Source organism: Hymenobacter gelipurpurascens (genome assembly GCF_900187375.1).
Lineage (GTDB): Bacteria > Bacteroidota > Bacteroidia > Cytophagales > Hymenobacteraceae > Hymenobacter > Hymenobacter gelipurpurascens.
In genome coordinates this window covers 1,998,735-2,022,886 of sequence record NZ_FYEW01000001.1, presented here as the reverse complement: position 1 = coordinate 2,022,886, position 24,152 = coordinate 1,998,735, and the positions used below count along the sequence as shown (strand labels likewise).

The window sequence follows — 24,152 nt, the reverse complement described above, 5'->3', positions numbered from 1 at the left end:
GGCCTAGAGTGTGCGGCGCAGAAAATCTATCGTGATGTCGGCGGTTTGCTGGGCTTCGGCGGGTAGCGCATCTGTAGGCCAGGGGTGGCCGCCCCCGAAGTTGTGCGTCACGCCGGGCAAAATGGCCAACTCTGCGGCAGGTTGCCAGCTTTTGAGCTCGTGGGCCCTGTCCAGCGACACCGTTTCGTCCTGGTCGCCGTGTACGATGAGCAGGGGGTGGTTGCGTAGCTTGCGGCGAACATTGTGCGGGATATTGAGGCGCAGCCGGTTAGTATGGTAGTCCTCTACAATCTGGTAGTAGAGCGGCAGCTGCTGCTTGGTGCGGCTGTTTTCAACGTGAAACACGCCTTGTTGATGCCAGTGCTGCATCAGCTCCTCGGTCCAGCCGGGGTTCACGTTGCTGATGGCGGCCCACGTTACGGTGGCTTTCACGCGCGGGTCCTCAGCTGCTTTCAGCAACACCAAGCCGCCACCGCGGCTGTGGCCTACCAGCGCCAGGCGCGCGGCATCAGCCTCCGTAGGCGGAAGGGGGGAAGCATCAGCAGAGCATAACGTATCGAGCAGCACCCCGATGTCGTCGAGCTCCAGGCTAAAGTTATTTTTGCCGAAAGCTTCCAAATCTTCCAGGTCGCCAGTGCCGCCCACTACTAGGCCATTGTGCGAGAGGTTCAGCTTCACGAACACAAACCCCTGCTGGGCAAAGTAATCGGCCATCAGGTTGAAGTGGCCCCAGTCTTTAAAGCCCTTAAAGCCGTGTACAAACACGACTACCGGCTTGGGCTGGCCAGTGGGCAGGTAGCGCGCATCGGCTTCAAAAGGCCGGCTGTGGTGGGGCGAGGAGAGCTGAAAATCGAGGCGGACCGGCTGAGTTTGCATGGAAGCGAAGGTAGGCAGCAGCAACTGAAAAGGTATTGATACGCAAGAAGCGAAGAGGCCAAGCCTAGGCAACACCGCTTGTTGTGCTTCTGGTTAAAGACAATCGAGCCAGCTCCACTGTTTAGGCATACTGATGAGCCAGCAGCAACGTATTCGGCCACGGGCTAACTTCTGTGTCGGCTTGATAATGACGTAGCGCCAACCTCACTATTTCATCATTTTCCCCGTATCATTGCAGCGCCCAAAATACCCCCATGAACGTAACGCTGGACCAGATACAGGCGCCCATTGCCGCTGAAATGGAGGAATTCGAGAAGAAATTCCGCCAGTCCATGCAAACCAAGCAGCTGCTGCTGGATAAGATCATGGGCTACATTGTGAAGCGCAAGGGCAAGCAGATCCGGCCGATGTTCGTGTTCTTCACGGCCAAAATCAGCGGAGGCGACCCGCTGCCGGAAGCATCCTTCCGCGGTGCTGCCCTCATCGAGCTGCTGCACACGGCCACGCTGGTGCACGACGATGTAGTGGATGAAAGCAACTACCGCCGCGGCTTCTTTTCCATTAATGCACTCTGGAAAAACAAGATTGCAGTTCTCGTGGGCGACTATCTGCTGGCTCGTGGCTTGCAGCTGGCCCTCGAAAACGACGATTTCGATCTGCTCAAAATCGTCAATAACGCCGTGCGCGAGCTGAGCGAAGGCGAGCTATTGCAGATTGAAAAAGCACGCCGCCTGGATATTACGGAGGACGTGTACTTCGATATTATCCGGCAGAAAACGGCCTCACTCATTGCGTCCTGCTGCGCGGTGGGCGCTGCCTCCACCGGCGCCAGCAAAGAAGTGATTGAGCGTGCCCGGCTCTTTGGCGAGAAAGTGGGCATGGCCTTCCAAATCAAAGACGACCTGTTTGACTTCGGTACCGACGAGGTAGGCAAGCCCGTAGGCATTGATATTAAGGAGAAGAAAATGACGCTGCCGCTCATCTATGCCCTGCAGCAGGCCGACTGGCTGACCAAGCGCCGCGTCATCTTCAACGTGAAAAACAACGATGGCCGCAAAGACCGCGTGCAGGCCGTTATCGACTTTGTAAAGAAATCGGGTGGCCTACAGTACGCCATCGGCGTGATGGAGCGCTACCGCGACGAAGCCCTGACCATTCTGCGCACGTTTCCGGCTTCGCCCTCGCGTAACTCCCTGGAGCAGTTGATTAACTATACCATCGAGCGGGAGAAGTAAGCGATATAGATGTACAACGACAAAAAGCGCCACCTCAACCCGAGGTGGCGCTTTTGTTGGTGTTGGTATGCAGCTAACAACTAGTGGTTTATCTGGTAGGCCACTTTCTCTGGCTGCACATCTGATACATCGAAATGCACGCCATCAAAGGTGCTCTTCACCGTAATGGCGTGGGTCATGTCGCAGCCGGGGCATTTGATTTCTTCGGTTTCATATTGGCCGTCGTCTTCCATGGAGTTGGCCAGATGGTCGGCGGCGGGCACGCCAATGGAGTCGGTGAATACTTCCGTATTACACTTATTACACTCGAATTTGAGGCCTACGGTGTGGCCCTGCAGTTCGTCGAGCGGAGCAGGCGTGCTTTTCTGTTGAATCCACATAGGGAAGAGAGTTTGGTGTTGGAGAAAGGAACTCAGGGCGAGGGGAACTGAAACTCAGCCGCATGAGGAATGGTACGCAGCCGGCGTCAAAAAGGTAAGCCTCACGAGAGGCCTAGGCCACAACTCCCACATAAACAGTGGCCTACAACACGCAAAAACGGCGGCCCACGCCTAAAACGTGAGCCGCCGTTAGCGGTATTGTTACCCTATAAAGTGGCGTACTGCGCTAGGCCACCTTGGGCACTGGCCTAGCTGCGGCGCTGGCCTCCAAAGTCGCGGCGGTTGTTCTCCTGCCGGCCGTTGCGCTGGCCCATGTCGCGGTGGCGCTCCTGGCGTTTGGCTTCCAGCTTAGCGTACTGGTCTTTGGAAAGCGCGCTTTTAAGCTTCTTATCGGTGCTTTTTCGGATGCTCTTGGCTTCGCTCATTTTCTTGTCGCGGTCGAGGCCCTGGCGGTTGTGCAGCGCTTGCATCTGCTTGTGCTGGTCCTGGAAAATCTTCTCCAGTTTGTCTTTTTGCTTGGTGCTGAGACCTAAGTCGCGGGCCATTTCTTCCTGGCGGCGCTGGCGGCCTTGGCCATCTTTTCTGCCTTGGCGGTCATGGTCGCTGCGGCTGATACGGTCGTGGTCTTGGACTTGGCCTGCTAAGGGAGCGGCGCTGGCTACCAGTGAAGTACCGAGGCTGAGGAGAAGGGCGAGGCTGAACAGTTGCTTTTTCATGGTAAGTATGAATGTGAGGTTGAGTGGAGGAGTGTGTGACGCTGCGTTCTGTCTCCCTTCATTCAAACCAGGTGCCGCCTTCTGGCCCGCCAGCGCGGTTATCCATCATTGCCCTGATAAATCCGACCAATCCGGTAGTTTAATCGCCCAACCGGGAAGGCTGCTTTCTTCCTGCCGCGGCGCTATTTTGTTACCTTGCCCGCATGACAGCACCTCTGAGTTTACTATCTGCTCCATCCACGGCAGTTCCTCAGCTCGAAACCCCCGATTTGCTTCTGCGCGGTCCCCGCATCACTGATTTGCCCGAGTTTGCCGCAATGGCGGCCGACCCCAATTTCTACCGCTATGTAGGCGGCAAACCGCAAACCGAAGAGGATGCGTGGCGACGTCTGTTGGCCCAGCAGGGCCACTGGAGCTTGCTAGGTTATGGCGCGTGGTCAGTGGAAGAAAAAGCCACCGGCCGCTTCATTGGCACCGTGGGGTTCTTTGATTTTCAGCGCGACCTAACACCCTCCATCAAAGGCACGCTGGAGGCCGGCTGGGCGCTGGCCTCGCGCATCCACGGCCGCGGCTATGCCAGCCAGGCCGTGCAAGCCGCCCTGCAGTGGGCCGATGCGCAGTTCCCCACCTCCCGCATGACCTGCATCATCGACCCCGACAACGCTGCCTCCCTGAAAGTGGCCTACAAGTTTGGCTTCCAGCAGTTCGCCCTCGCTACCTATCACAACGAGCCTATTCTGCTGCTGGAGCGGCCACGGGGTAGGTAGTAACTTCCTATAGGTTATAAATAGAACGTCATGCCGAGCTTGCCGAGGCATCTTGCGTGCTGATGTTGCTAGGCTAACTTGATATCCTCGCACGTCATCCTGAGCACCGCGAAGGACCTGGTTACGCCTGAACAAGTGGCCTAGCACCTCGTGCTGCCGTGGCAAGATCCTTCGCGCTGCTCAGGATGACGTACTTTCTAAAAAGCAAAGACCTGCTTCCTTTTGGAAACAGGCCTTTGCTTTTTCTGTGGGCTAGCATAGTGGCCTACAGGCCTAGCTACTCTGCCAGCAATTGGTCAATCGTTTTATTGAATTCCGCGATTTCCTGCTGGTAATATTTGCCAGTGCCGGGACCCGAGAAGCCCGTGTGGATCTTGCGTACTTCGCCTTTCTTGTCCAGGAAGATGGTGGTGGGGAAAGCCAGCACCTTCGCCAGTTGCGGCAATGACTTGCTTGCTTCGGCTGCTGAAGCTTGACCGGCCACAGCTATGTCGTAGCCGATATTCATGCGCTGCTTCATTTTGAGGAGTTTCTGCGAGGCCAGCTTCTGGTCGGCGGTGCGCTCGTAGCCTAGGCCTATAATTTCTACGCCGCGCTGCTTGTTCTTCTCGTACCAGGGCGCCAGGAAGTTGGTTTCGTCCATGCAGTTGGGGCACCACGAGCCCAGGATTTGCAGCACCACTACTTTGCCCGCGTACTTGGGGTCGGTGGGGGAGATGCTGCCGCCCTCGAAGATGTTCGGGAACTTGAAGTCGAGCTTTTTCTGGCCAGGTTTCATACCTGTCAGGGCGTTGGCATCGGGCAGCTTGGCGTTGGAGTCGAGCGTGGCCGTCCAGGTTTCGTGGCCCGATTTACCGCTGTAGAAGTCGCCTTTGATGCTGTTGATGTTGCCGGGTTTATCGAGTTTGCCATCGAACAAGAAGCCGTGGCTGCCGTCAAACGTAGAAAGCAGCACGTGCTCCCCATCGGCTTTCGTTACCAGGTTGCCTGCCAAGTAGCGGTAGTCGCCGGTAGTAGTCAGGAACGTACCCGTAATGCCGGAGCCGCCGGTAGAGTCTTGCTGGATGATTCCAACAGCTGGGTAAGTTTCGCCTTCGTCGTCCTTGAATTCCGTGCGGAAAGTCGCGCCCTGCTTTAAGTCACCGTAGACTTCGGCCTTTTTGGTGCCACCAGTGAATAAATCCTGCGAAGCAGAAGCTTTACTGGCTGAGAAAGCCACCCGGTACGGCTCTTTGCCATCGTACTTCACCCACGCGCCTTTGAGCTTGTCGGTACCATTGGGGCGTACTACCAGCGCGGCATCAAATACACCCAAACGAATCGTCGTAGAGTCGCCGGCCGTGCTGATTTCGTCGAGCTTCAGGCGCTCCTCGCCGTTGCGCAGCGTCACGGTGGGCTTGCCGCCGTCGGTGGCTACATCAAAAAGAAACGGGATTTCCTGGCCTTGGGTAGAAAGTACGCCGCGCCAAGTGCCAGCGCTAAGCGGAGAAGCAGCCGCGCCGGAAGCATCGGCGGCTTGGTTTTCAGAGGTCGTCGAATTGGACTGACAGGCCACCGCGGCCAGCGCGAGTCCGGCCCCGGCTATGGCCTTGCGAAATGAGAAGGCTACGGGCATTGGAAAAAGTATAAGATGAATGGTTCGTGCCTAAACTACAGAGAGGCTCTGTTAGTTTAAATACTAAGGCCGCGAATGTAGCACCAACTTTCAGTTCTAGGCCACCAGAACTGTTCCGTAGGCCACTGCTACGGGCAGTTGGCCATTGGTTCTGGCAAACCTTGGAAAGTTTTGGCTCTCGCAACCGCCTATACGTATATTTGCGGACCTGCCGCTAGCAGGTTCGTTCTCTCCACTATTTTCCCTTTCGCATTATGGCGTTTGACTTAGAAATGATCAAGGCCGTGTACGATGGCATGGGCTCCCGCATTGAAGCCGCCCGTACCGCCGTTGGCCGCCCGCTTACCCTGACTGAAAAAATCCTGTACGCTCACCTGTACGGCGGCACTGTTTCGCAGGCGTATGAGCGGGGCGTTTCCTACGTCGACTTCGCTCCGGACCGCGTAGCCATGCAGGACGCCACGGCCCAGATGGCGCTGTTGCAGTTCATGCAGGCTGGTAAACCTAAAGTGGCTGTGCCCAGCACCGTTCACTGCGACCACCTGATTCAGGCTAAAGAAGGAGCCGATGAGGATTTGGCCATTGCCAACACCGAAAACAAGGAAGTGTACGACTTCCTGGCCTCGGTTTCCAATAAATATGGCATCGGCTTCTGGAAGCCGGGCGCTGGCATCATTCACCAGGTAGTACTCGAGAACTACGCCTTCCCCGGCGGCATGATGATCGGTACTGACTCGCACACTCCCAACGCAGGTGGCCTAGGCATGATTGCGATTGGCGTAGGTGGTGCTGATGCCGTAGACGTAATGGCTGGCATGGCTTGGGAGCTGAAGTTCCCGAAAGTAATCGGCGTGAAGCTGACCGGCAAAATGAGCGGTTGGACATCGGCCAAAGACGTAATCCTGAAAGTTGCCGGTATCCTGACCGTAAAAGGCGGTACCGGTGCTATTGTTGAATACTTCGGCGAAGGTGCTAACAGCCTATCTGCTACCGGCAAAGGCACCATTTGCAACATGGGTGCTGAAATCGGGGCTACCACGTCGGTGTTCAGCTACGATGAGAAGATGGGCGACTATCTGCGTGGCACCGAGCGCGCCGAAATTGCCGATGCTGCTGCCGCTGTTGCGCACCACCTGCGCGCCGACGACGAAGTGTACGCTAACCCCGAAAACTTCTACGATCAGCTGATCGAAATCAACCTCGACGAGTTGGAGCCTTACGTGAACGGTCCGTTCACGCCGGACGCAGCTTGGCCGATTTCGCAGTTTGCGGCGGCTGTAAAAGAGCATGGCTGGCCTGAGAAGCTGGAAGTAGGCCTCATCGGTTCCTGCACCAACTCTTCCTACGAAGACATCACCCGTGCGGCTTCCATCGCCGAGCAGGCGGTATCCAAAGGCCTGACCGTAAATGCCGAGTTCACCGTAACTCCCGGCTCGGAGCTGGTGCGCTACACCGTGGAGCGTGATGGTCTGCTGGATACCTTCGCTCAGATGGGTGGCGTAGTGCTGGCTAACGCCTGCGGTCCGTGCATCGGCCAGTGGGCCCGCCACACCGACGACCCCAAGCGTCGTAACTCCATCATCACCTCGTTCAACCGGAACTTCGCCAAGCGCAACGACGGCAACCCGAACACGCACGCATTCGTGGCCTCGCCCGAAATCGTGACGGCTTTCGCCATTGCCGGCGACCTGACCTTCAACCCGCTGGTTGACACGCTGACCACCAAAGACGGTCAGCAGGTGCGCTTCGACGAGCCCCGTGGCCTAGAAATGCCGCCCCAGGGTTACGCTGTAGAAGATGCCGGCTACCAGGCCCCAGCTGCCGACAGCTCGGGGGTACAGGTAATCGTAGATTCTGGCTCTGACCGTCTGCAGCTGCTCGACCCGTTCAAGCCATGGGAAGGCACCGACCTGAAAGGGTTGCGTCTGCTTATCAAGGCTCAGGGCAAGTGCACCACCGACCACATCTCGATGGCCGGCCCATGGTTGAAGTACCGTGGCCACCTGGACAACATCTCCAACAACATGCTGATCGGAGCTACCAACGCCTTCAACGGCGAAGCTAACTCTGTGAAAGACGGCCTGACCCAGGGCACGCCTTACTCGGCCGTTCCGCAGGTTGCGCGTAACTACAAAGCACAGGGCATTGGCTCTATTGTAGTAGGTGACGAGAACTACGGGGAAGGTTCGTCGCGGGAGCACGCCGCCATGGAGCCCCGCCACCTAGGCGTGCGCGCCATTTTGGTGAAGAGCTTCGCTCGTATCCACGAAACCAACCTGAAGAAGCAGGGCATGCTGGCCCTGACCTTCGCCAACAAGGCCGACTACGACCTGATTGAGGAGGACGACACCATCGACATCCTCGGCCTCACCTCGTTCGCGCCAGGTCAGCCGCTGCAGGTTCGTCTGCACCATTCCGATGGTGACACCGACCTCATCACGGTAAACCACACTTACAACGAAGGTCAGATTGAGTGGTTCAAAGCCGGCTCGGCCCTGAACCTGATCCGTCTGCAGGAGTCGGGCAGCGCCCAACTGTCGCAGAAATAATACTGAGCCTAGCGTCACACAAAACGGCCGCTTCCTGAAAAGGAAGCGGCCGTTTTATCTTTGAGAACTTTTAGTGTTTATATAAATTATAGATGAAAAAGATTCAGCTGTTTTCTTTAATAAAAATTGGTGACAGAAAGTTTATGGAAAATCTGTACTATAACGGGACGATATACATGAATCACGTCAGTGAATTTGTGAAAATAGAAGATGGGAATGTTAGGGGAGATAAGCATGAACATTTAGATGAGCAGCAGGAAATAAATAATATAGTCATTTCACTGAAAGGGGAAGATGTATTGCGTGCTGATATCGGGAAATTGCAAGTATGGAATGAAGAGCCAATAGGTAATATATATTCTATGTATATGCTTGAAACAGTCGAAAATGTTGAAGACCTAATCATAGATAGTAAGTGCAAGCAATTTGGTGATACGGCAGTGATAATTCTCAAAGTAGACGAATTTTATGATCGTGTTAAATCTAATATTGAAAATAAAGGTCTCAAAGTGTACAGTGGCCCGGTAGATTATATAGACACTAATACGTTTTTTGGTAAATGGTCATTATTTAAAAAGCCATTAGAGTATAAGTATCAGAGTGAATTTAGGTTTGTAGTTAAAAGGAATGAAATTAGTCCTTTGGTTATCAACATTGGTTCTCTAAAAGATATAGCAGTAATAATAGAAAGTGATAAAATCGATCAGCTGAGATTTTCAAAGAAATAAATGTCCTCTACCAAACAAGCCGTTTCCGTTGTCGGCTTCCTGATTACGCTACTAGGGGCGGTGCTCTTTTCAACCAAGGCCATCATCGTGAAGCTGGCTTTCGGGCACACGCATACCGATGCCGTGACGCTGCTGGCGCTTCGGATGGTGTTTTCGCTTCCGTTTTATCTGGCGGCGGCATTCCTGGTAAGCACCCAGAAAGACAACGTGCGGATGACAGGCCGGGAGTGGCTGCTGGTATGCGGCATAGGCCTACTTGGATACTACGTGAGCAGTCTTTTTGATTTTATAGGCCTACAGTACATATCAGCAGGACTGGAACGGCTGATCCTGTTTCTGTACCCGAGCTTTGCCGTGTTCATCAACGCATACTTCTTCAAGCAGCGCATTTCCAAAATCCAGCAAATAGCCCTGCTGCTCACCTACGCGGGTATCGCCTTGGCGTACTTTGGGGAACTGTCCATTGACTCGCAGAACCCGAATTTCTATGTGGGAAGTGGCCTAGTGTTCATGTGCGCTGTTACGTACTCCATCTACATTGTGGGGAGCGGGCGGGTTATTCCGCGCGTCGGGGCCAACAAATTCACCGCGTACGCCATGCTGGCAGCCACTTTCGGGGTGTTCGGGCATTTCCTGCTGACGCATAATATCCAGCAAGTGGAGCTAGGCCAGGATATGTGGATGTATGGTTTGCTGTTGGCCATTCTGGCTACCGTACTTCCTTCTTTCCTGATATCGCAAGGCATGAAGAAAATCGGCTCCAACAATGTGGCCATCATCAGTGGCATCGGGCCGGTTTCCACCATTCTGCAGGCGCATTACGTGCTAGGCGAGAAGATATTCACGGAGCAAATAGTGGGTACTTTGCTGGTAGTGGTAGGTGTGTTGCTGATTGGGTGGAAGCGAGATAAAACAACAGCTGCTGCAGTTGAGCAAGCCTCAGAGGCAGCTGAAATTAGGCGACTATAGATGCTCAATGAAGACTAAAGATATACAGGGTAATCAGAAGGTGATCTAGGCCACATGGCACTGCTATTTCCTGCTTCAAGCTCAGAAATGCAGCAAGACAGGCAGGAAAGGGCAATCTTCGTGCGCCGATGCTAACTACCCGGCCTTTCGAGAAGCTGATGAAGTATTTGCTACTGGTGCTGCCAGGTTTGGCGTCCGTTGCCGCTCACGCCCAGACTATTCCCACTGATTCTACCCGGGCGCTGCCGGGAGTGCTGATAACCTACCAGGCCAAGAAGCTGACGCCGGTAACGTTTCAGAACTTAAAAGGCTCATTCCTAAAGGCTCTAAGCGTCGGACAGGAACCATCGTTTTTACTAACCGAGCTAACCCCAGGTGTTACCGCTTACTCTGACGCGGGTAGCACGCAAGGCTACGCCTACTTCCGTCTGCGCGGCATCGACCAAACGCGCATCAATACCACGCTCGACGGTGTACCCCTGAACGAACCGGAAGACCAAGGGGCTTACTTCTCCAACTATCCTGACTTGTTCAACTCGCTGAGCAGTGTGCAAATACAGCGAGGAGTGGGCACTACCCAAAACGGCGTGGCCAGCTACGGCGGCAGCATTCAGCTGTTCTCTAGCTCGTTGCTGGACTCAGCCCGGACTACTCTGGGTGGCGGCTACGGGTCGTTTGGGAGTTACCGGGTGTATGGCGAGTGCGCGAGTGGCCTACAGGGCCGGGCGGCGCTCTACGTGCGGGCTTCGCAGCTGCATTCTGATGGGTACAAAGACCACTCGGCCAATACGTCGCGCTCTGTTTACCTGAGCAGTGGGCTGTTTTACGACAAAACCAGCTGGAAACTGAGTGTGTTGGCGGGGCAGCAGCGCAACCAGCTGGCGTGGCTGGGAGTGCCTGATTCGGTGCTGCGCCAAAATCGGCGGGCTAATGCCAACGGCCGGGAAAACGATAATTTTCAGCAGGCCCTGGTTCAGCTCCAGAACCAGTGGCAGCCCACGCCAACGGCAGAGGTAACTACCAGCGTGTATGCTACCGGCTTGCAGGGCGGCTACGATTTTGATCTGAATACTTTTCTGGGGCTGCCCGCCACTACTGAGCTGTATCGGTACAACTTTCGGTCGGGTGGCCTAGGAGGCTTCAGTTCCTACACGCGCCGCTCGCGCCGTTTTACCTGGACTAGTGGCCTACATGTCAGCACGTACCAGCGCCATCACATTGGGAGTGAGCAGACGGCCGGCGAGTTGTACCGTAATACCGGCTACAAGCGGGAGGGCAGCCTATTCAGTAAGCTTGAATCCCGCCTTGGCCAGTTCACGGCTTTCGCCGACTTACAAGGTCGGGCTACCACATTTCGCTATGCAGGTAGCGTAGCGCTTCAGCCCTTGACGTGGCGCTTTCTCAACCCCAAAGCCGGCCTCAGCTTCGCCGCAACTGACCGTACTACGCTCTACTATAGCCTCGGCCGAACAGGCCGGGAGCCTACCCGCAACGACTTGTTTGGGGGCAATGATGACTTGCTGGCTGATACCGACGGGCAAGCTCTCGTGAGCAACACCCGCGCCGAGTACGTAACCGACCACGAGGTAGGGGTACGCCGTCAGATGCCCGGCCTTCAGCTGGAGCTAAACGCGTATTACATGGCTTTTCAGAATGAGATTGTACTGAACGGCAACCTAGGTCCCAATGGGCTCGCCCTCACCGATAATGTGGCCCGCAGCTACCGAAGTGGCCTAGAGGCAGTGCTAAACTGGCAACCCACCCGGCAGCTTGCCTTCCGCACGAATGCCGCCCTTAACCGGAGCCGTATCCGGGAGCAGGCGGAATCGTTCCAGCCCATTCTCACCCCTGGGCTGCTATTCAACCAGGAAGCGGTATTCCAGCGCGGCCGTTGGCTGGTGGGCGCAACGGGCCATTACCAAAGCCGGTCATACCTCAATTTTGCCAACTCGGCGGCTATTAGTGGCTACGCCCTTCTCAACGCGCGGGTGCAGTATACTTGGCGCGGCTGGCAGCTGACCGTGTTTGGCAACAACCTTACGAACACCCGCTATTTCAACAACGGGTACGTGGAGGCCGATGGCACCCAGAAGTATTTTGTGCCGGCGCCGGCCAACTTCTACGTGAACGTAAAATTTCAACTCTGACCCCTGGGCTACGCTTTATGACGCATGCGTTTGTTTTCGGTAAGTTTCTGCCCTTTCATCGCGGCCATCAGAAGCTCATCGACTTTGCGCGCCAGCACTGCGACCTACTGACGGTACTGGTGTGCGCCAGCGACCAGGAACCAGTGGCGGGCACGGTACGTGCGCAATGGATTAGGGCCGAAAATGAGAAAGCCGGGAGCCACGTGCAAGTGCAGGTATATGCCTACAACGAAGCAGAACTACCGAACACCTCCGAAACTTCGGCGGCGGTGGCACGGGTCTGGGCCGAGGTTTTTCACAAGCTACTGCCATCTGTTTCCTTGGTCGTAACCTCGGAGCCGTACGGAGCTTTAGTAGCGCAGTATATGGGCATTCAGTATCTAGACTTCGACGTCGAGCGAGCACAGGTGCCGGTGTCGGCATCGGCCATCCGGGCCGATCTGCGCGGTAACTGGGAGTTCTTGCCTGCCGGTGTGCAAGCGTACTACCGGCGCACAGTAGCCATCCTGGGTACTGAGTCAACGGGTAAAACAACGCTTACCCAGCAGCTGGCGGATCATTTTGGTGCCTCGTGCGTGCTTGAAACGGCTCGGGAATTGATTGCAGACTCGTCGGATTTCAGTACCGAAGATCTGTATGCTGTAGCCGCCGAGCATGCCCAACGGATTAAGCTTCTGCGGCCGGTAGCTGGCCCGCTGCTACTACTCGATACGGATGTGCACATCACCCAATCCTACGCCCGCTTTACCGGCAATGGGTGGCTGGAGCTGCCCCCCGAACTTTACGCCCTCAACCGTGCCGACTTATACCTGTACCTACTGCCCGATGTGCCCTTCGTGCAGGACGGCACCCGTCTAAGCGCCCCCGACCGCCAACGCCTAGATGAAGCGCATCGGCAAACGCTGGCGCACTTCGGCACCGAGTACCAGATAATAAGTGGGACCTGGGCCGAGCGGTTTTCGCGAGCCACGCAGCTACTAGAAGAATTGCTGCATTCGGCCGCTACAGCGTAGCCACTTGCTCCGCTCGCATTTCCTGGGGCTTCTGCACCAGATAGTAGTAGAGCAGAATCAGTAGGCCAGTCAGGAAGGGCACCAAGGCCATGTGCTTGCCCGTGATGCTGCCCCATACGTGCACCGTATCAAACCCGAAGAACTCACTGATCATCCAGTAGGAGTTGGCCGAAATCCAGAACACAATGGCCAGGTTGTGCGCCAGCTCGGCCTTGATGTCGCGGGTGCGCCAGGTGATGAGCACGGCAATGCTGAGCGTTGGAAGAATCATGGAGAGGCCTAGCGGTTTCCAGATCATGCACCACCCAATGTCCTTGAGCAGCCAGAACAGGATGTGCATGTTTTCCATCCGGCGGTAGGGGGCCGGGATGCTGTAAGTAGGCTCAGACGCGTTTTCCATAGAAGCAAAAGGTTGCGACGTCAAAGATACCGGCTACAAGCAGTAGTGGTAAACCCAGGGGTGCCGGGCAATTGCGGCTACGTGGCCTACGGGCTGGGCTATACTTGTAGATAGTGGCCTAGAGGCAAAAAAAGCCCGGCTGGCTCCGTGTAGCAAACGGAACCAGCCGGGAATATGGGGTGGCGAAAAAGGGCGTTGGGCTAGTTCAGCCAGACGTTGGCTACCGTCTCGAAGCGGTAGGCGGCAAAGGCTCCGTAGGGCCGCTCAGCGTAAAAACCCAGCACGTGAATCTGAGGTTGGCCGGTTTGGGCATTACGACGAATCTGCACCGGATATACGCAGCCAGCCTTTGGCCAGTCGCCGACATGGTCGGCGGGGCGGCGGCTGGCGTCCACGCATCGGGCATACTGCTGAACGGGAATCGGAACAGGAAGCTTGACTTTCGACATATCCAAAGATACGAATATTGAGCAAAAAAGACTAATGAGGTTGGAATATTTTTCTGGTTGTTTGCGGTATGTAAAATAAGACTCTACGTATGTTTTAATGGGATTTTAATAGAAGTTAGGTGGGTCTAATTAATGTTTTTGAAGCACCTCAAGTATAGAGCAGAGAAAAGATAGATTTGCTTATTTGCTAAAATAATTAGTAAATAGCGGCGCTGTATTGTTTTACCACCAGCTTCCTGCTTATGAGTACCATTCTGGCTTATACCGTGCCGGCCATTCACTTGCTGCCGATGGAGCTCCCGCTCTACGGGTGCCCGGTGCCCGCTGGCTTTCCCTCACCTGCCGACGACCACCAGGAGGAACCGCTGGACCTGACGCGGCATTTGTTTCGCAACCCGGCCTCTACCTTTCTGGCCCGCGTAGCCGGCGACTCCATGACGGGTATCGGCATTCATCCCGGCGACCTGATTGCCGTTGACCGCGCCTTGTGGGCCACTGATGGCAGTATTGTAGTAGCCGTGGTAGAGGGCGAGCACACACTCAAACGGCTGCGGCAACAAGGCAAGCGCCGCTGGCTGGAAGCTGAAAACAAGAACTATGCCCCATTGGAAGTACCCGCCGAAACCGCTTTTGAGGTGTGGGGCGTAGTGACCCACGTGATTCATGCGCTGGAAGGCCGAATGGCGGCGCAATCTTTAGGCGAGTGGCATCGCCAGAAGCGGGCTTGAACTCCCAGACTGGCCTAGGCTCATCTGTACCCATCTTCCCAACGGCTCTATGTACGCGCTAGTTGATTGCAACAATTTCTACGTGAGCTGCGAGCGGGTTTTTCAGCCCCGGCTGCTGGGAATGCCCGTAGTGGTGCTCAGCAACAACGACGGCTGCCTGATTTCGCGCTCCGATGAAGCCAAAGCTCTCGGCCTGAAAATGGGGGAGCCCTACTTCAAGGTGAAGCCGCTGCTGGAGCAACACGGGGTACAAGTGTTCTCCTCCAACTATGCCTTGTATGGTGATTTGAGCCGGCGCGTGATGCGGGTACTGGCGCAATTTGCCCCCGAAGTAGAGGTATATTCCATAGATGAGTCGTTTCTGAACCTGCACGAGTTGCGCTACTGCAACCAGACCGCCGCCGAGATAGGCGCCGATATTCGCGAGGCGGTAAAACTCCAGGTGGGGATTCCGGTATGCGTGGGAATGGCGGCTACTAAAACGCTGGCCAAGCTAGCCAACCGGCTCGCCCGCAAAACCACCTGCGGTGTGGTCGTGCTTGATTCCGCAGAGGACGTACACGCCGCGCTGCAAGCCACGGCCGTGCAGGATATCTGGGGCATTGGTCGGCGGTTGGCGCCCAAACTGCAGGCGGCGGGCGTACAGACTGCGGCCGAGCTAGTGGCCATGCCCGAAAGCTGGGTGCGTCGGCATTTGGGGGGCGTGGTAGGCCAGCGACTGTGGCGCGAGCTGCGCGGCGAAGCCTGCCTGACCTGGCACCCCACCGACGAGGAAGATGGGGGCATTGCTCCGCGCCGGCACAGCGTAGCCTGTACCCGCTCCTTCGGCCGACCGCAACAAGATGCTACTGTCCTCAGCGAAGCAGTGGCCACTTTCATTACGCGAGCCGCCGAGAAGCTGCGCCGCCAGCAGCTCAGTGCCCACCTGCTTACGGTGCTGCTCGGCACCGACCGTTTTGCGCCTACTGCCGGAGCCTCCACCCATACCGCCGTGCTGCATCTGCCCTCCGCCACCCACGATACCGGCGAGCTGCTGCGGGTGGCCTTACGTGGCCTACGCCAGCTGCTGCGCCCAGGGCAGGCCTACGTGCGGGCCGGCGTGGTACTGAGTGGCCTAGAGCCCGCCGGACACCCCCAATTAGACCTGTTCGGCGCTACTGACCCGGCCCGCCTACAGCGACAAGAGCAACTGATGCAGGCATTGGATTGCGTGAACCGGCGTTTCGGGCGCGGCATGGTGCGCTACGCGGCCACTGGTCAGCGTAGTGCACCATGGGCTGGGCGCAGTGCCTTTCGTTCTCCGGCCTTTACTACGTGTTGGGATGATTTGTGGCAAGTGAAGTGCTGAGCCCGGCGCAAAAAAAGTTCGAGCGAAGACAGGACGCTGGTTATCCCACATAGGGGCAATCAGGCGTCCTGTCTTCGCTCGAAAGCGTTCGGCAATGGTGGCCTAGCAGATCAGCACGAAATACTTACTGGATGAAGTGCGGCCGGATCAGGTTTTCAAACGTGAAAATCTCGTCCCACTTCTCCTGGGTCAGCAGCTGGCGTTCCGTCACGGCTACATCATGTACCGATTTGCCGGTGCGCAGGGCTTCTTTGGCAATTTCGGCTGAGGCCTCGTAGCCCAGTACCGGGTTCAACTGCGTCACGATGCCTACGCTGTTATACACGAGTTGTTGGGCGTGCTGAGCGTTGGCCGTGATGCCGACCACGCACTTGTCGCGGAGGGTGTGGCAGGCGCGGGTCATGTAGGAGATGGACGTGAACAGGGCGAAGGAAATCACCGGCTCCATCACGTTCAGCTGCAGCTGTCCGGCTTCGGCGGCCATGGTTACGGTTAAGTCGGCCCCGATTACATAGAAGGCGGTTTGGTTGACGACTTCCGGCACCACCGGGTTCACCTTGCCCGGCATAATGCTGGAACCGGGCTGCAGCGCCGGCAGGTTGATTTCGTTGAAGCCCGCGCGAGGCCCCGAAGAAAGCAGGCGCAAATCATTACAGATCTTGGAGAGTTTTACGGCCGTGCGCTTCAGCACCCCGGAGAGCTGCACGTAGGCGCCGGTATCGTAGGTGGCCTCAATCAGGTCGCCGGCCAAGATGAGGTCTAGGCCAGTCAGCTCGCGCAGATACTGCGTTATCAGCTCGGCGTAGCCATTAGGCGCATTCACGCGGGTACCAATGGCGGTGGCGCCCATGTTGATTTCCCGGATCAGCTGGCGGCTGTCGTCGATGCGCAGCAGCTCCTCGCGCAGGTTGGTGGCAAAGGCCTTGAACTCGTCGCCCATGCTCATGGGCACGGCATCCTGGAGCTGGGTGCGGCCCATTTTCAGGACGTTTCGGAACTCCTCACCCTTCTCCGCGAAGGCATCAGCCAATACTTCCAGGGCATGGCGGTAGCTCACCAGCTTGTTGTTGAGCGCAATACGGAAAGCCGTGGGGTAAGCGTCGTTGGTGGATTGGGAGCAGTTGACGTGGTTATTGGGGTGGCAAAACTCATACTGACCCTTCTGGTGGCCCATCAGCTCCAGCGCCACGTTGGCAATAACCTCGTTGGCGTTCATGTTTACCGAGGTGCCCGCGCCCCCCTGAATCATATCGGTCAGAAACTGATTATCCAGCTCGCCACCTATCACCCGGTCGCAGGCTTTGGCAATGAACTCGGCAATGGTAGCATCCAGCACGCCCAAATCGCGGTTAGCCAAAGCGGCGGCTTTCTTCACGTAGGCCAGGGCCTGCACAAACAGCGGCTCCGACTTCAGCGGAATCCCCGTGATATCGAAGTTTTCGAGGGCCCGAAGGGTCTGAATGCCATAATACGCGTCTTCGGGAATAGCTCGTTCGCCTAAGAAATCATGTTCAAGCCGGGTAGTTTGCATGAGGAAGGGTTGAGGTGGTAGGCCTCTTCTACGCAAAGAAGCTCATTGGGTGGGAAGAAAAACGGGGCCAAGATACCGGGCTTTTAGCTCCGCCAGACCGTTTGCGACAGGATCTGATGGAGCTGGGCAGCTGCATGGTTTCCGATGGGCCAATGAAGAGGCTTACAGCCAATGCGTTGACAAGAAATGGGCCCTTGGGTTGGCTGTGGCGTCAGCTACCCAAGGGCCCACTCGAAAGGAAAATGCCGCTTGCTCAGGCAGGCAAAAAATCAGGGCTGGAGCATGATGCGGTGGGTAGAAAGGCCAGCTTTCGTGGAAACCTGCACAATGTAAACGCCCGCTGCCCGCCCGCTCAGGTTCAGCTCAGCGCCTGTGCCTGGTATGGTTTGGGCTAGAATGGTTTGGCCCAGTGCCGATAGTACCCGCACGGTGGCAGGGCCTAGGCCAGTAGGGAGTGTGAGCCGCAGCCGGCCTGCAGTGGGGTTAGGGTACAGCTGAACGCCCGTAAGAAGTGCAGTGGGGGTTACCGGCAGCACGCTGGCGTAACGGGCCTGGGCTACCTCAGCCGTAGCCTGAAGCTGGGCTAGGGAAGGGGCTGCCAGCACGGCAAAGGCCACCACCACCGAGTCGCGGGGAGCCAGGCGCTTCAGGGCCGCGCCCGTCACCTGCGATACATCGACGCCCGACGGCAGACCTGCAGACCGCGACTTGCGGGTGCCACTGCTCAGGGTAAGAAACTTCTCGGCGGTGCTAAAGCCATTTCCCAGGTAAACCGGGGCCGAAGAAGGCGCTGCATTATCAATAGAATACACGCTGGGCAGGCCACCCGTCAGGAGTTTCACGCCGGCATACAGCGTGGGAACGGCAGGGTCATAAACGTAGGCCAGAGAGCGTACAGAGTCCCAGTTGGCTACGTTGCGGGCCACATTGGGCGCCAGATCCCAATCCATAAACAAGCCTGCATGCAGTGGGCGTATCGTATCGGCTGATAGGTTGGTAAGGTGATACTCCAGCACCACATAGTCGCGGTGCGGCGCGGCAGCAAAGGCGTAGGTTACCTGCCGCACCCGAATGCCCAGGCCCTGAGGCCGTTTGCTGCTGGGCAGCGAATCGCGGTATACACTGTAGGCCTCTTGGTCGGCGCGCAGGGGATGTTCGCGCAGAGAAGTCCGGACCAGTGAGTAGAAGTCCATGTTGTTGCCAACGCCATCGTGGCGTACGTTATCGGCTACGCGCGTGGCGGAGGTGCCTATCATCAGGCCTCCTTCGTACAGCATGGGGGTGCTGCCTTTGTAGCTCACGCCTTCTCCCGTGTCCATCCCCAGATTGGCGTAGGCCAGTTTGCCCCCTTCCGAGAGAGTAAGACGCAAATCGTTGACGTTCATCACCACATATTCGGGATTCAGCGTCAGCGTTTCGTACTGGTCTTCTTGGTAGCCAGAGGCGGCATCCTGGAGGTGGTAGCGCAGTACTACCTGCGTATTCAGCGGAACTTTGGTAGCTACTTCCAGCCGAAAGGGCTTGGCCTGGTTGCTGGTCTTCTGTAGCATACTCAGGGGGCCGGGTGCAAACGAGCCCTGCCGGATAATCAGGTAGGGAGAAAGGGAGCTAAGCGTTACTGTAAGTCCTCCCACGGGTTGCAGCAGGTTCTGCAGATCCGCTACCAACTGTATCGTATCGCCGGGGGCATAGGCCTTGCGGATGGGGGTGAAGCGGCTGCTCGTAATGCGCGCCGCGCGCCGGTCAGTTAGGGTTACGGCGCGTTTCGCGTTCAGGCGGCCAGTGCCCAGCTTACCCAGGTACACCTCGTTGCCGGGTATTGTATACACGTTGTCGGTGGTCTGCCGGATCTGAGCCGCCACTTGATCCGCGGTGAAGTGGGGGAAGCGCGCCCGTACGAGCGCGGCTGTTCCGGATACCAACGGGGCCGCGAAAGAAGAACCTGTAACGGGGTAATAGTCCGAATCGTTGTTGCCCAGAATGGTAAGTATGCCCATGCCCGGCGCCGAAACGCTCACGTGCCGGCTGAAGGTACCATTGGGGTCCTTCAAATCGGCCGGGTGCATGGAGGCTACCGATAATACGTGGTCGTAGCTGGCGGGGTAGAAGTCCAGTTCTGCGTTCGTGTTGCCTGCGGCCGCTACTACCACCGCATCGTGGTTTACGGCGGCATAGTTGATGATATCCTGCTCATACTGCGACCGGCCACCCGCCCCGCCCCAGGAAAGGTTGATGACTTTGCAGCCGTGGTCGGCGGCGTACACAATGGCCTCGAAGCCCGCGAAGCTGCCCTGCGGTGTGCTGGGGTAGATTTTCAGGGGCAGGAAGCGGGAGCGAAACCCAACGCCCGCAATGCCCTTGCCATTGTCGGCGCGGGCGGCAGCGCAGCCCGCCACCAGAATGCCGTGCACGCTATTTGTCTCGCGGGTAGCATCATTATCGTTGTCGGCAAAGTCCCAGCCCCGGTAGTTGTCTATGTAGCCGTCTTTGTCGTTGTCGATACCATCAATCGGGTCGAGGCGGTTTATCTGAAGCTGGGTAGCCAGGTCCTCGTGGGTGTAGCGCGTACCGCCATCCACAATGGCAATAACGATGCTGGTGTCGCCCTTCGTGACATCCCAGGCGCCGTAGGCCTGTATGTTGCGCAGGTAGTATTGGGTCTGGAAGTATTCCACCTTAGCAATGGTGGAGTCCGACATCGGGTCGGTGGGCTGATAGAGGGGCTCCCGGATATAGCGCGGCTCGGCGTACTCCACCGCGCCGCTGAGCATCAGCAGGCGGCAGGCTTTTTCCGGCGCAAGGTTGCGGTCAAACTCTACCTGGTAGAGCAGGCTCAGGTCAACAGCTCCGGCCTGCGGACGGGCCAGCTCCGGCCGTTGGGCATGCGGGAATTTTTGGTGTACGGTAGCGGCTCCCAGGCTGCTTAGCGCGTTTTGCAGCGCCGGCACTGCCACACCATCGGGCTTGGCCTGCGCCGCGTAGTCGGGCTTCAGCCGGAATACCAGTCGGCCGGGCTCAATGCTGGTGCCCGAGCCTGTACGAGGGATAGGCAGCCCTGGTACCTGAGCTGCCGTAGGCAGCCGAAGCAGCCAGAGCAAGACCCCACAAAGAAAAGAGAAGCGTAGGTGTGTAAGCATAGAGAGCAAGCTAACTGGGTGGGGAAGAGCAGCTACGTAAAATTAACATTCTCAGACTCTACAACCTGATCTTTTTCAGATCAAGCCAGTAGCATTTTTCCGGAACCCGAGAAGACTACTTCAGCCCGGTATCTGATTATGTTGTTTGTATTTAATTTATAAAATATAAGAATAAAAAAAGGTCATCCAAATAATGAATGACCTTTTTTTATTCGGGGAGTGCGCCTATCGGCCTTTGCTGTATTTGTACTTTTTGGGCGAGGTCACCATTCGAAATTTATACGGATTATTTGCGTTCAGATCAAGGCCAAACCCAACAGGAGAGTGATTCTTTTTGAACTCCGATTTATCGTTTTTGCGTCGCTCGTTTTTCATGGATACGTTCTGGTAGTTGTTGCGCGGGTTGTGAGCAACACTATCTTGGGAACAGGACGAAACGGCCCCCAACAGGCCTAGAGCAGATATAGTGAGTAGCGTTTTCATAGGAAGAAGAGTCTGAGTGGAAGAATCCGGCCGGCGGGCGGAGAGCATCGGGCTCCTCTTGGTGTACTGATATTGGTAGTAAAAAGATGCAATCTGGTTGATGTTCTGCTAGTTCATAAACTCATAAGCTCCCGAAAACGCACCGACTGCTGGCGCGAAATTTCGACTTCTGGCCCGTCGCGTAGCTGAATTTTGAGCGTATTGCTAAACCAGGGTTCAATGCCGGCAATCCATTTGAGGTTGATAATCTGCTGGCGGTTGGCCCGGAAAAAAACCTTTGGGTCGAGGCGGGTTTCCAGGTGTTGCAGAGTGCGCGGGATAAGCGGCCGGTGCTGCTCGAAGTAGATTTGGGTGTAGCTTCCGTTGATTTCAAATAGCTTGATATCGGCCAGGCGTACAAACCAGCACCGTTCGCCATCCTTCACAAAGACCTGGTCCTGGGCGGTGAGCGGAGTAGCGGCGGGCTCCTCGGCAGCAGCCGGACGGGTCGTTTCGGGGGGCGAGGCTACCAGCTTACGCCGGGCCTTCTCCAGGGCAACCGTCAGGCGCGACTCCTGCACGGGCTTCAAGAGGTAATCCAGGGCATTTACCTCGAAGGCTCGCAGGGCATACTCGTCGTAGGCCGTCGTGAAAACTACGTGCGGGGCCTGGTCCAGGGAGGCGAGCAGCTCGAAGCCGGTTTCGCCGGGCATATGAATATCGAGGAGTAGCAAATCGGGCTGCAGCTGCTGCAGGGCCTCCCGAGCCTCCGCCGCGTGGCGGGCTTCGCCCACAATTTCCACATCGGGGTAGGCCTGTAGCAAGTGGCGCAGCTCCGTGCGCGCCAGGCGAGAGTCATCGACGAGCAAGACTTTCATGCAGCGAGTAAGTCAATTAAGGAGGAGAAGAAATTAAGCTAGCAGCACTGGCCTAGAGGCCTGCACGGGCAATTGTAGCTGGGCTACTACTGTGTCAGCGGCAGTTTCGTCGTTGCTGATTTCGAGGTGGGCAGCTGGGCCAAAGAGCAGGGCCAGCCGCTCGCGGGCATTGCGTAGGCCTACGCCTTCGTGGCCGGGAGTGGGCTGGTAGCGGCCCGTGCTGCGAACGGCCACGTGCAACTGGCCTAGGCCAGTATTCAGCTGCGCGGAAAGGACAATGCGGCCACCCTCGGGGCGCGGCGCAATACCGTGCTTGATGGCGTTTTCCACCAGCAACTGCAACGTCATGGGCGGAATGAGCACGGGTAAAGCGGCGGGGTCTACATCAAGCGAATAGCGTAGGCGTTCTTCCAGCTGCAGGGCCTCCAGCTGCAGGTAGTGCTCCACAATCTCTAGTTCCCGACCCAGCGGCACCTGCTCGGCGCTGTTGAGCTGAATGGAGTAGCGCAGCAGGTCGGAGAGGTGCGTAATCATGTCGCGGGAGCGGGCGGGGTCTTCCATCACCAACGCCCGGATGTTGTTGAGGGAGTTGAACATGAAGTGGGGGTTGATTTGGGCCTTCAGAGTGCGCATTTCGGCTTCCTGCACCGCCGCGCTGAGCTTCCATTTATCCACCTCGGCCTGTTTGTAGCTGCGCAGATAATGCCAGCCGAAGTAGAAGCCGGCCCACAGCCACAGCACAAAGTTGATGTTGAAAGCATACCCGATGAACTCCGCCCAACCCTGCGGTTTGCCAGTGCTACTGGGGCGTACTACCCACGCAATCAGCCCCCAGATGATTACCTGACTCAGCACCGATAGTAGGGCATTGGTAACCAACAGTCGGCCTAGCAGGGGCAGTGGCGCCAACTGTTGCCAGCCGTTGGCCACTATGTGGTAGCGCAACGCGTGGCTCAGCCCCAGCATAGTAGCCACAATCAGCAGCGTAATAAGACCAGTATCGGTGGAAGCCTTACCGAAGACGGAGAAGACTACGAAGTTGAAAAGGAAGTACAGCGCCCAGCCAATTAGCTGCAGGCGCCAATACAAGCGGCCGGGGGCGGGCACAGAGGCGTAGGAGAACATAAGCAAGGTTACAGCGAAAGGGCAAACCGGCACGTGGCATCACTCAACTGGCCTAGCCAGGAGGTGATGCCACGTGGGCAAGTTAGGGGAGAAGCGGAAAGGCCTACTTCCTGGCCAGGCTGTTCTGCTTCAAAAATGCATCCGTCTGAGCGAAGAACCACTGCGTGTCGTCCCACATCAGGAAGTGCTTGCCCGCCTCCGACATTTCCACGTGGTGCTGAGGTAGCTTGGCGTACTGCTGCTCGAAAATAGCGCGGGTGCCTTCCTTGGTGGAGCCGTACTGCTTGTAGGCTGCCCAGGCGCCCAGTACCAGCGTAGGCTGCTGCACGCGGGCAATATCATGGCGCAAGTCGTTGGTCATCAGGTCATAATAGGCCTGGGCCACGGTGGTGGGGTCGGAGGCTACGCTCCAGCGGGTGGCCTGGCTGATGCGGGCCGTATCGGTCATCATACTGGCAGAGGTCTGGCGGGCAAGTGCCACGGGCATCGAGCCCCGGCTCATCTGCTGGCGCATGCCTTCAGCCATGGGTTTGGCTTGCTCCACCGTCATAGCGGGGTTTTGCACGGCCGCCATGAAAGGCAGCGAATCCACAATCACGAGCGGGCCGATGGCCTCAGGCTGCACCGTGCTCATCCAGAGGCCTAGGAAACCGCCCAGGCTGTGGCCTACCACAATGGGGCGGTTGAGCTTTTGGGTTTTGATGTAGGCCAGTAGCTGGTCGCGGACTTGCTGCAGAAACTGCTCCCGGTTGGCCAGGGGGGCCGTGCCACCAAACCCGGCCAATGATACTACGTGGCATTGGTACTGCTTCTGGTAGTGCGCCACCGTCTCATCCCACACGGCGCCGGGGCAGGTAAGGCCCGGAATCAGGAGCATGGGCCGGCCTTTGCCTACCACCTGTACCGTGAAAGCGGGGTGAGAAGCTGGAGCCTCAGCCTTTACGGTTGCGGAAGGTGCGGGAGCGGCCGAGAGAGTGGCCGGGAAGCTGGTGCTCAGTAATAGGAAGGCGGCGCTAACGGAGCGGAGGGAGGTAGCGAGTTTCATGGTGAAAGCAGGTTAGGCGTTGTAGAATGGTCCAAACCTAGTTTCTCAACCTCA

At 57.0% G+C, this 24,152-nt stretch carries 21 protein-coding genes; 9 read left to right on the top strand and 12 right to left on the bottom strand.

Annotated elements, in window-relative coordinates; all coding sequences use genetic code 11:
* Positions 1–3: 3 nt before the first annotated feature.
* The gene (locus tag CFT68_RS08495) at positions 4–876 is read right to left on the bottom strand and encodes an alpha/beta hydrolase family protein (protein ID WP_088843722.1); all 873 of its coding nucleotides are present in this window, start codon (positions 874–876) and stop codon (positions 4–6) included.
* 254 nt (positions 877–1,130) lie between these two features.
* Between CFT68_RS08495 and CFT68_RS08490 the strand changes: the two genes are divergently transcribed.
* Positions 1,131–2,111: a polyprenyl synthetase family protein gene (locus CFT68_RS08490; protein WP_088842971.1), complete on the top strand. Its 981-nt coding sequence runs from the start codon at positions 1,131–1,133 to the stop codon at positions 2,109–2,111.
* A gap of 80 nt (positions 2,112–2,191) precedes the next feature.
* Here the strand turns inward: CFT68_RS08490 and CFT68_RS08485 are convergent, their stop codons facing one another.
* Together CFT68_RS08485 and CFT68_RS08480 are read right to left on the bottom strand one after the other, a co-directional pair.
* A complete protein-coding gene (locus CFT68_RS08485; protein ID WP_088842970.1) occupies positions 2,192–2,491 on the bottom strand; it encodes a hypothetical protein in 300 nt (99 codons plus the stop codon).
* 248 nt (positions 2,492–2,739) lie between these two features.
* Positions 2,740–3,207 carry a hypothetical protein gene (locus CFT68_RS08480; RefSeq protein WP_088842969.1) on the bottom strand — a complete coding sequence of 156 codons (468 nt, stop codon included), beginning with the start codon at positions 3,205–3,207 and terminating at the stop codon, positions 2,740–2,742.
* A 203-nt stretch (positions 3,208–3,410) separates the two neighbouring features.
* Here CFT68_RS08480 and CFT68_RS08475 point away from each other — a divergent pair, with 203 nt between their 5' ends.
* A complete protein-coding gene (locus tag CFT68_RS08475) occupies positions 3,411–3,974 on the top strand; it encodes a GNAT family N-acetyltransferase (protein WP_088842968.1) in 564 nt (187 codons plus the stop codon).
* A gap of 277 nt (positions 3,975–4,251) precedes the next feature.
* Here the strand turns inward: CFT68_RS08475 and CFT68_RS08470 are convergent, their stop codons facing one another.
* A complete protein-coding gene (locus CFT68_RS08470; protein ID WP_088842967.1) occupies positions 4,252–5,589 on the bottom strand; it encodes a peroxiredoxin family protein in 1,338 nt (445 codons plus the stop codon).
* A 254-nt stretch (positions 5,590–5,843) separates the two neighbouring features.
* On the opposite strand from CFT68_RS08470, the gene CFT68_RS08465 reads away from it, so the two are divergent.
* The 5 genes from CFT68_RS08465 (at position 5,844) to CFT68_RS08445 (ending at position 12,995) form a co-directional block, all read left to right on the top strand.
* A complete protein-coding gene (locus CFT68_RS08465; protein ID WP_088842966.1) occupies positions 5,844–8,138 on the top strand; it encodes an aconitate hydratase in 2,295 nt (764 codons plus the stop codon).
* Positions 8,139–8,230: 92 nt separating this feature from the next.
* The gene (locus tag CFT68_RS08460) at positions 8,231–8,866 is read left to right on the top strand and encodes a hypothetical protein (protein ID WP_088842965.1); all 636 of its coding nucleotides are present in this window, start codon (positions 8,231–8,233) and stop codon (positions 8,864–8,866) included.
* Positions 8,867–9,835: a DMT family transporter gene (locus CFT68_RS08455; RefSeq protein ID WP_088842964.1), complete on the top strand. Its 969-nt coding sequence runs from the start codon at positions 8,867–8,869 to the stop codon at positions 9,833–9,835. It begins immediately after the preceding gene.
* A 128-nt stretch (positions 9,836–9,963) separates the two neighbouring features.
* The gene (locus CFT68_RS08450; protein WP_245815317.1) at positions 9,964–11,982 is read left to right on the top strand and encodes a TonB-dependent receptor; all 2,019 of its coding nucleotides are present in this window, start codon (positions 9,964–9,966) and stop codon (positions 11,980–11,982) included.
* A 17-nt stretch (positions 11,983–11,999) separates the two neighbouring features.
* Positions 12,000–12,995, top strand: a complete 996-nt coding sequence (locus CFT68_RS08445; RefSeq protein ID WP_088842963.1) for an AAA family ATPase — start codon at positions 12,000–12,002, stop codon at positions 12,993–12,995.
* Here the strand turns inward: CFT68_RS08445 and CFT68_RS08440 are convergent.
* Entirely contained in the window at positions 12,985–13,395 is a 411-nt protein-coding gene (locus tag CFT68_RS08440) for a hypothetical protein (RefSeq protein ID WP_212590378.1), read from the bottom strand. The genes CFT68_RS08445 and CFT68_RS08440 overlap by 11 nt on opposite strands.
* A 200-nt stretch (positions 13,396–13,595) precedes the next feature.
* Positions 13,596–13,844, bottom strand: a complete 249-nt coding sequence (locus tag CFT68_RS08435) for a hypothetical protein (protein ID WP_088842962.1) — start codon at positions 13,842–13,844, stop codon at positions 13,596–13,598.
* Between the two features lie 242 nt (positions 13,845–14,086).
* On the opposite strand from CFT68_RS08435, the gene CFT68_RS08430 reads away from it, so the two are divergent.
* Entirely contained in the window at positions 14,087–14,572 is a 486-nt protein-coding gene (locus CFT68_RS08430) for a LexA family protein (RefSeq protein ID WP_088842961.1), read from the top strand.
* Between the two features lie 49 nt (positions 14,573–14,621).
* On the top strand, positions 14,622–15,920 hold the full coding sequence (locus CFT68_RS08425) for a Y-family DNA polymerase (protein ID WP_088842960.1): 1,299 nt from the start codon (positions 14,622–14,624) through the stop codon (positions 15,918–15,920).
* A gap of 124 nt (positions 15,921–16,044) precedes the next feature.
* On the opposite strand, the gene aspA is transcribed toward CFT68_RS08425, so the two are convergent.
* From aspA to CFT68_RS08395, 6 genes are all read right to left on the bottom strand, one after another.
* Positions 16,045–17,451, bottom strand: coding sequence for an aspartate ammonia-lyase (gene aspA, locus CFT68_RS08420; protein ID WP_088842959.1), 1,407 nt, complete (start codon positions 17,449–17,451; stop codon positions 16,045–16,047).
* Positions 17,452–17,720: 269 nt separating this feature from the next.
* Positions 17,721–20,588, bottom strand: a complete 2,868-nt coding sequence (locus tag CFT68_RS08415) for a S8 family peptidase (protein WP_088842958.1) — start codon at positions 20,586–20,588, stop codon at positions 17,721–17,723.
* Positions 20,589–20,813: 225 nt separating this feature from the next.
* Positions 20,814–21,071, bottom strand: a complete 258-nt coding sequence (locus tag CFT68_RS08410; protein WP_088842957.1) for a hypothetical protein — start codon at positions 21,069–21,071, stop codon at positions 20,814–20,816.
* A gap of 113 nt (positions 21,072–21,184) precedes the next feature.
* On the bottom strand, positions 21,185–21,928 hold the full coding sequence (locus CFT68_RS08405) for a LytR/AlgR family response regulator transcription factor (RefSeq protein ID WP_088842956.1): 744 nt from the start codon (positions 21,926–21,928) through the stop codon (positions 21,185–21,187).
* A 33-nt stretch (positions 21,929–21,961) separates the two neighbouring features.
* Positions 21,962–23,053 carry a sensor histidine kinase gene (locus CFT68_RS08400; RefSeq protein ID WP_088842955.1) on the bottom strand — a complete coding sequence of 364 codons (1,092 nt, stop codon included), beginning with the start codon at positions 23,051–23,053 and terminating at the stop codon, positions 21,962–21,964.
* A 103-nt stretch (positions 23,054–23,156) separates the two neighbouring features.
* Positions 23,157–24,098: an alpha/beta fold hydrolase gene (locus CFT68_RS08395; protein ID WP_088842954.1), complete on the bottom strand. Its 942-nt coding sequence runs from the start codon at positions 24,096–24,098 to the stop codon at positions 23,157–23,159.
* Between the last annotated feature and the right edge of the window lie 54 nt (positions 24,099–24,152).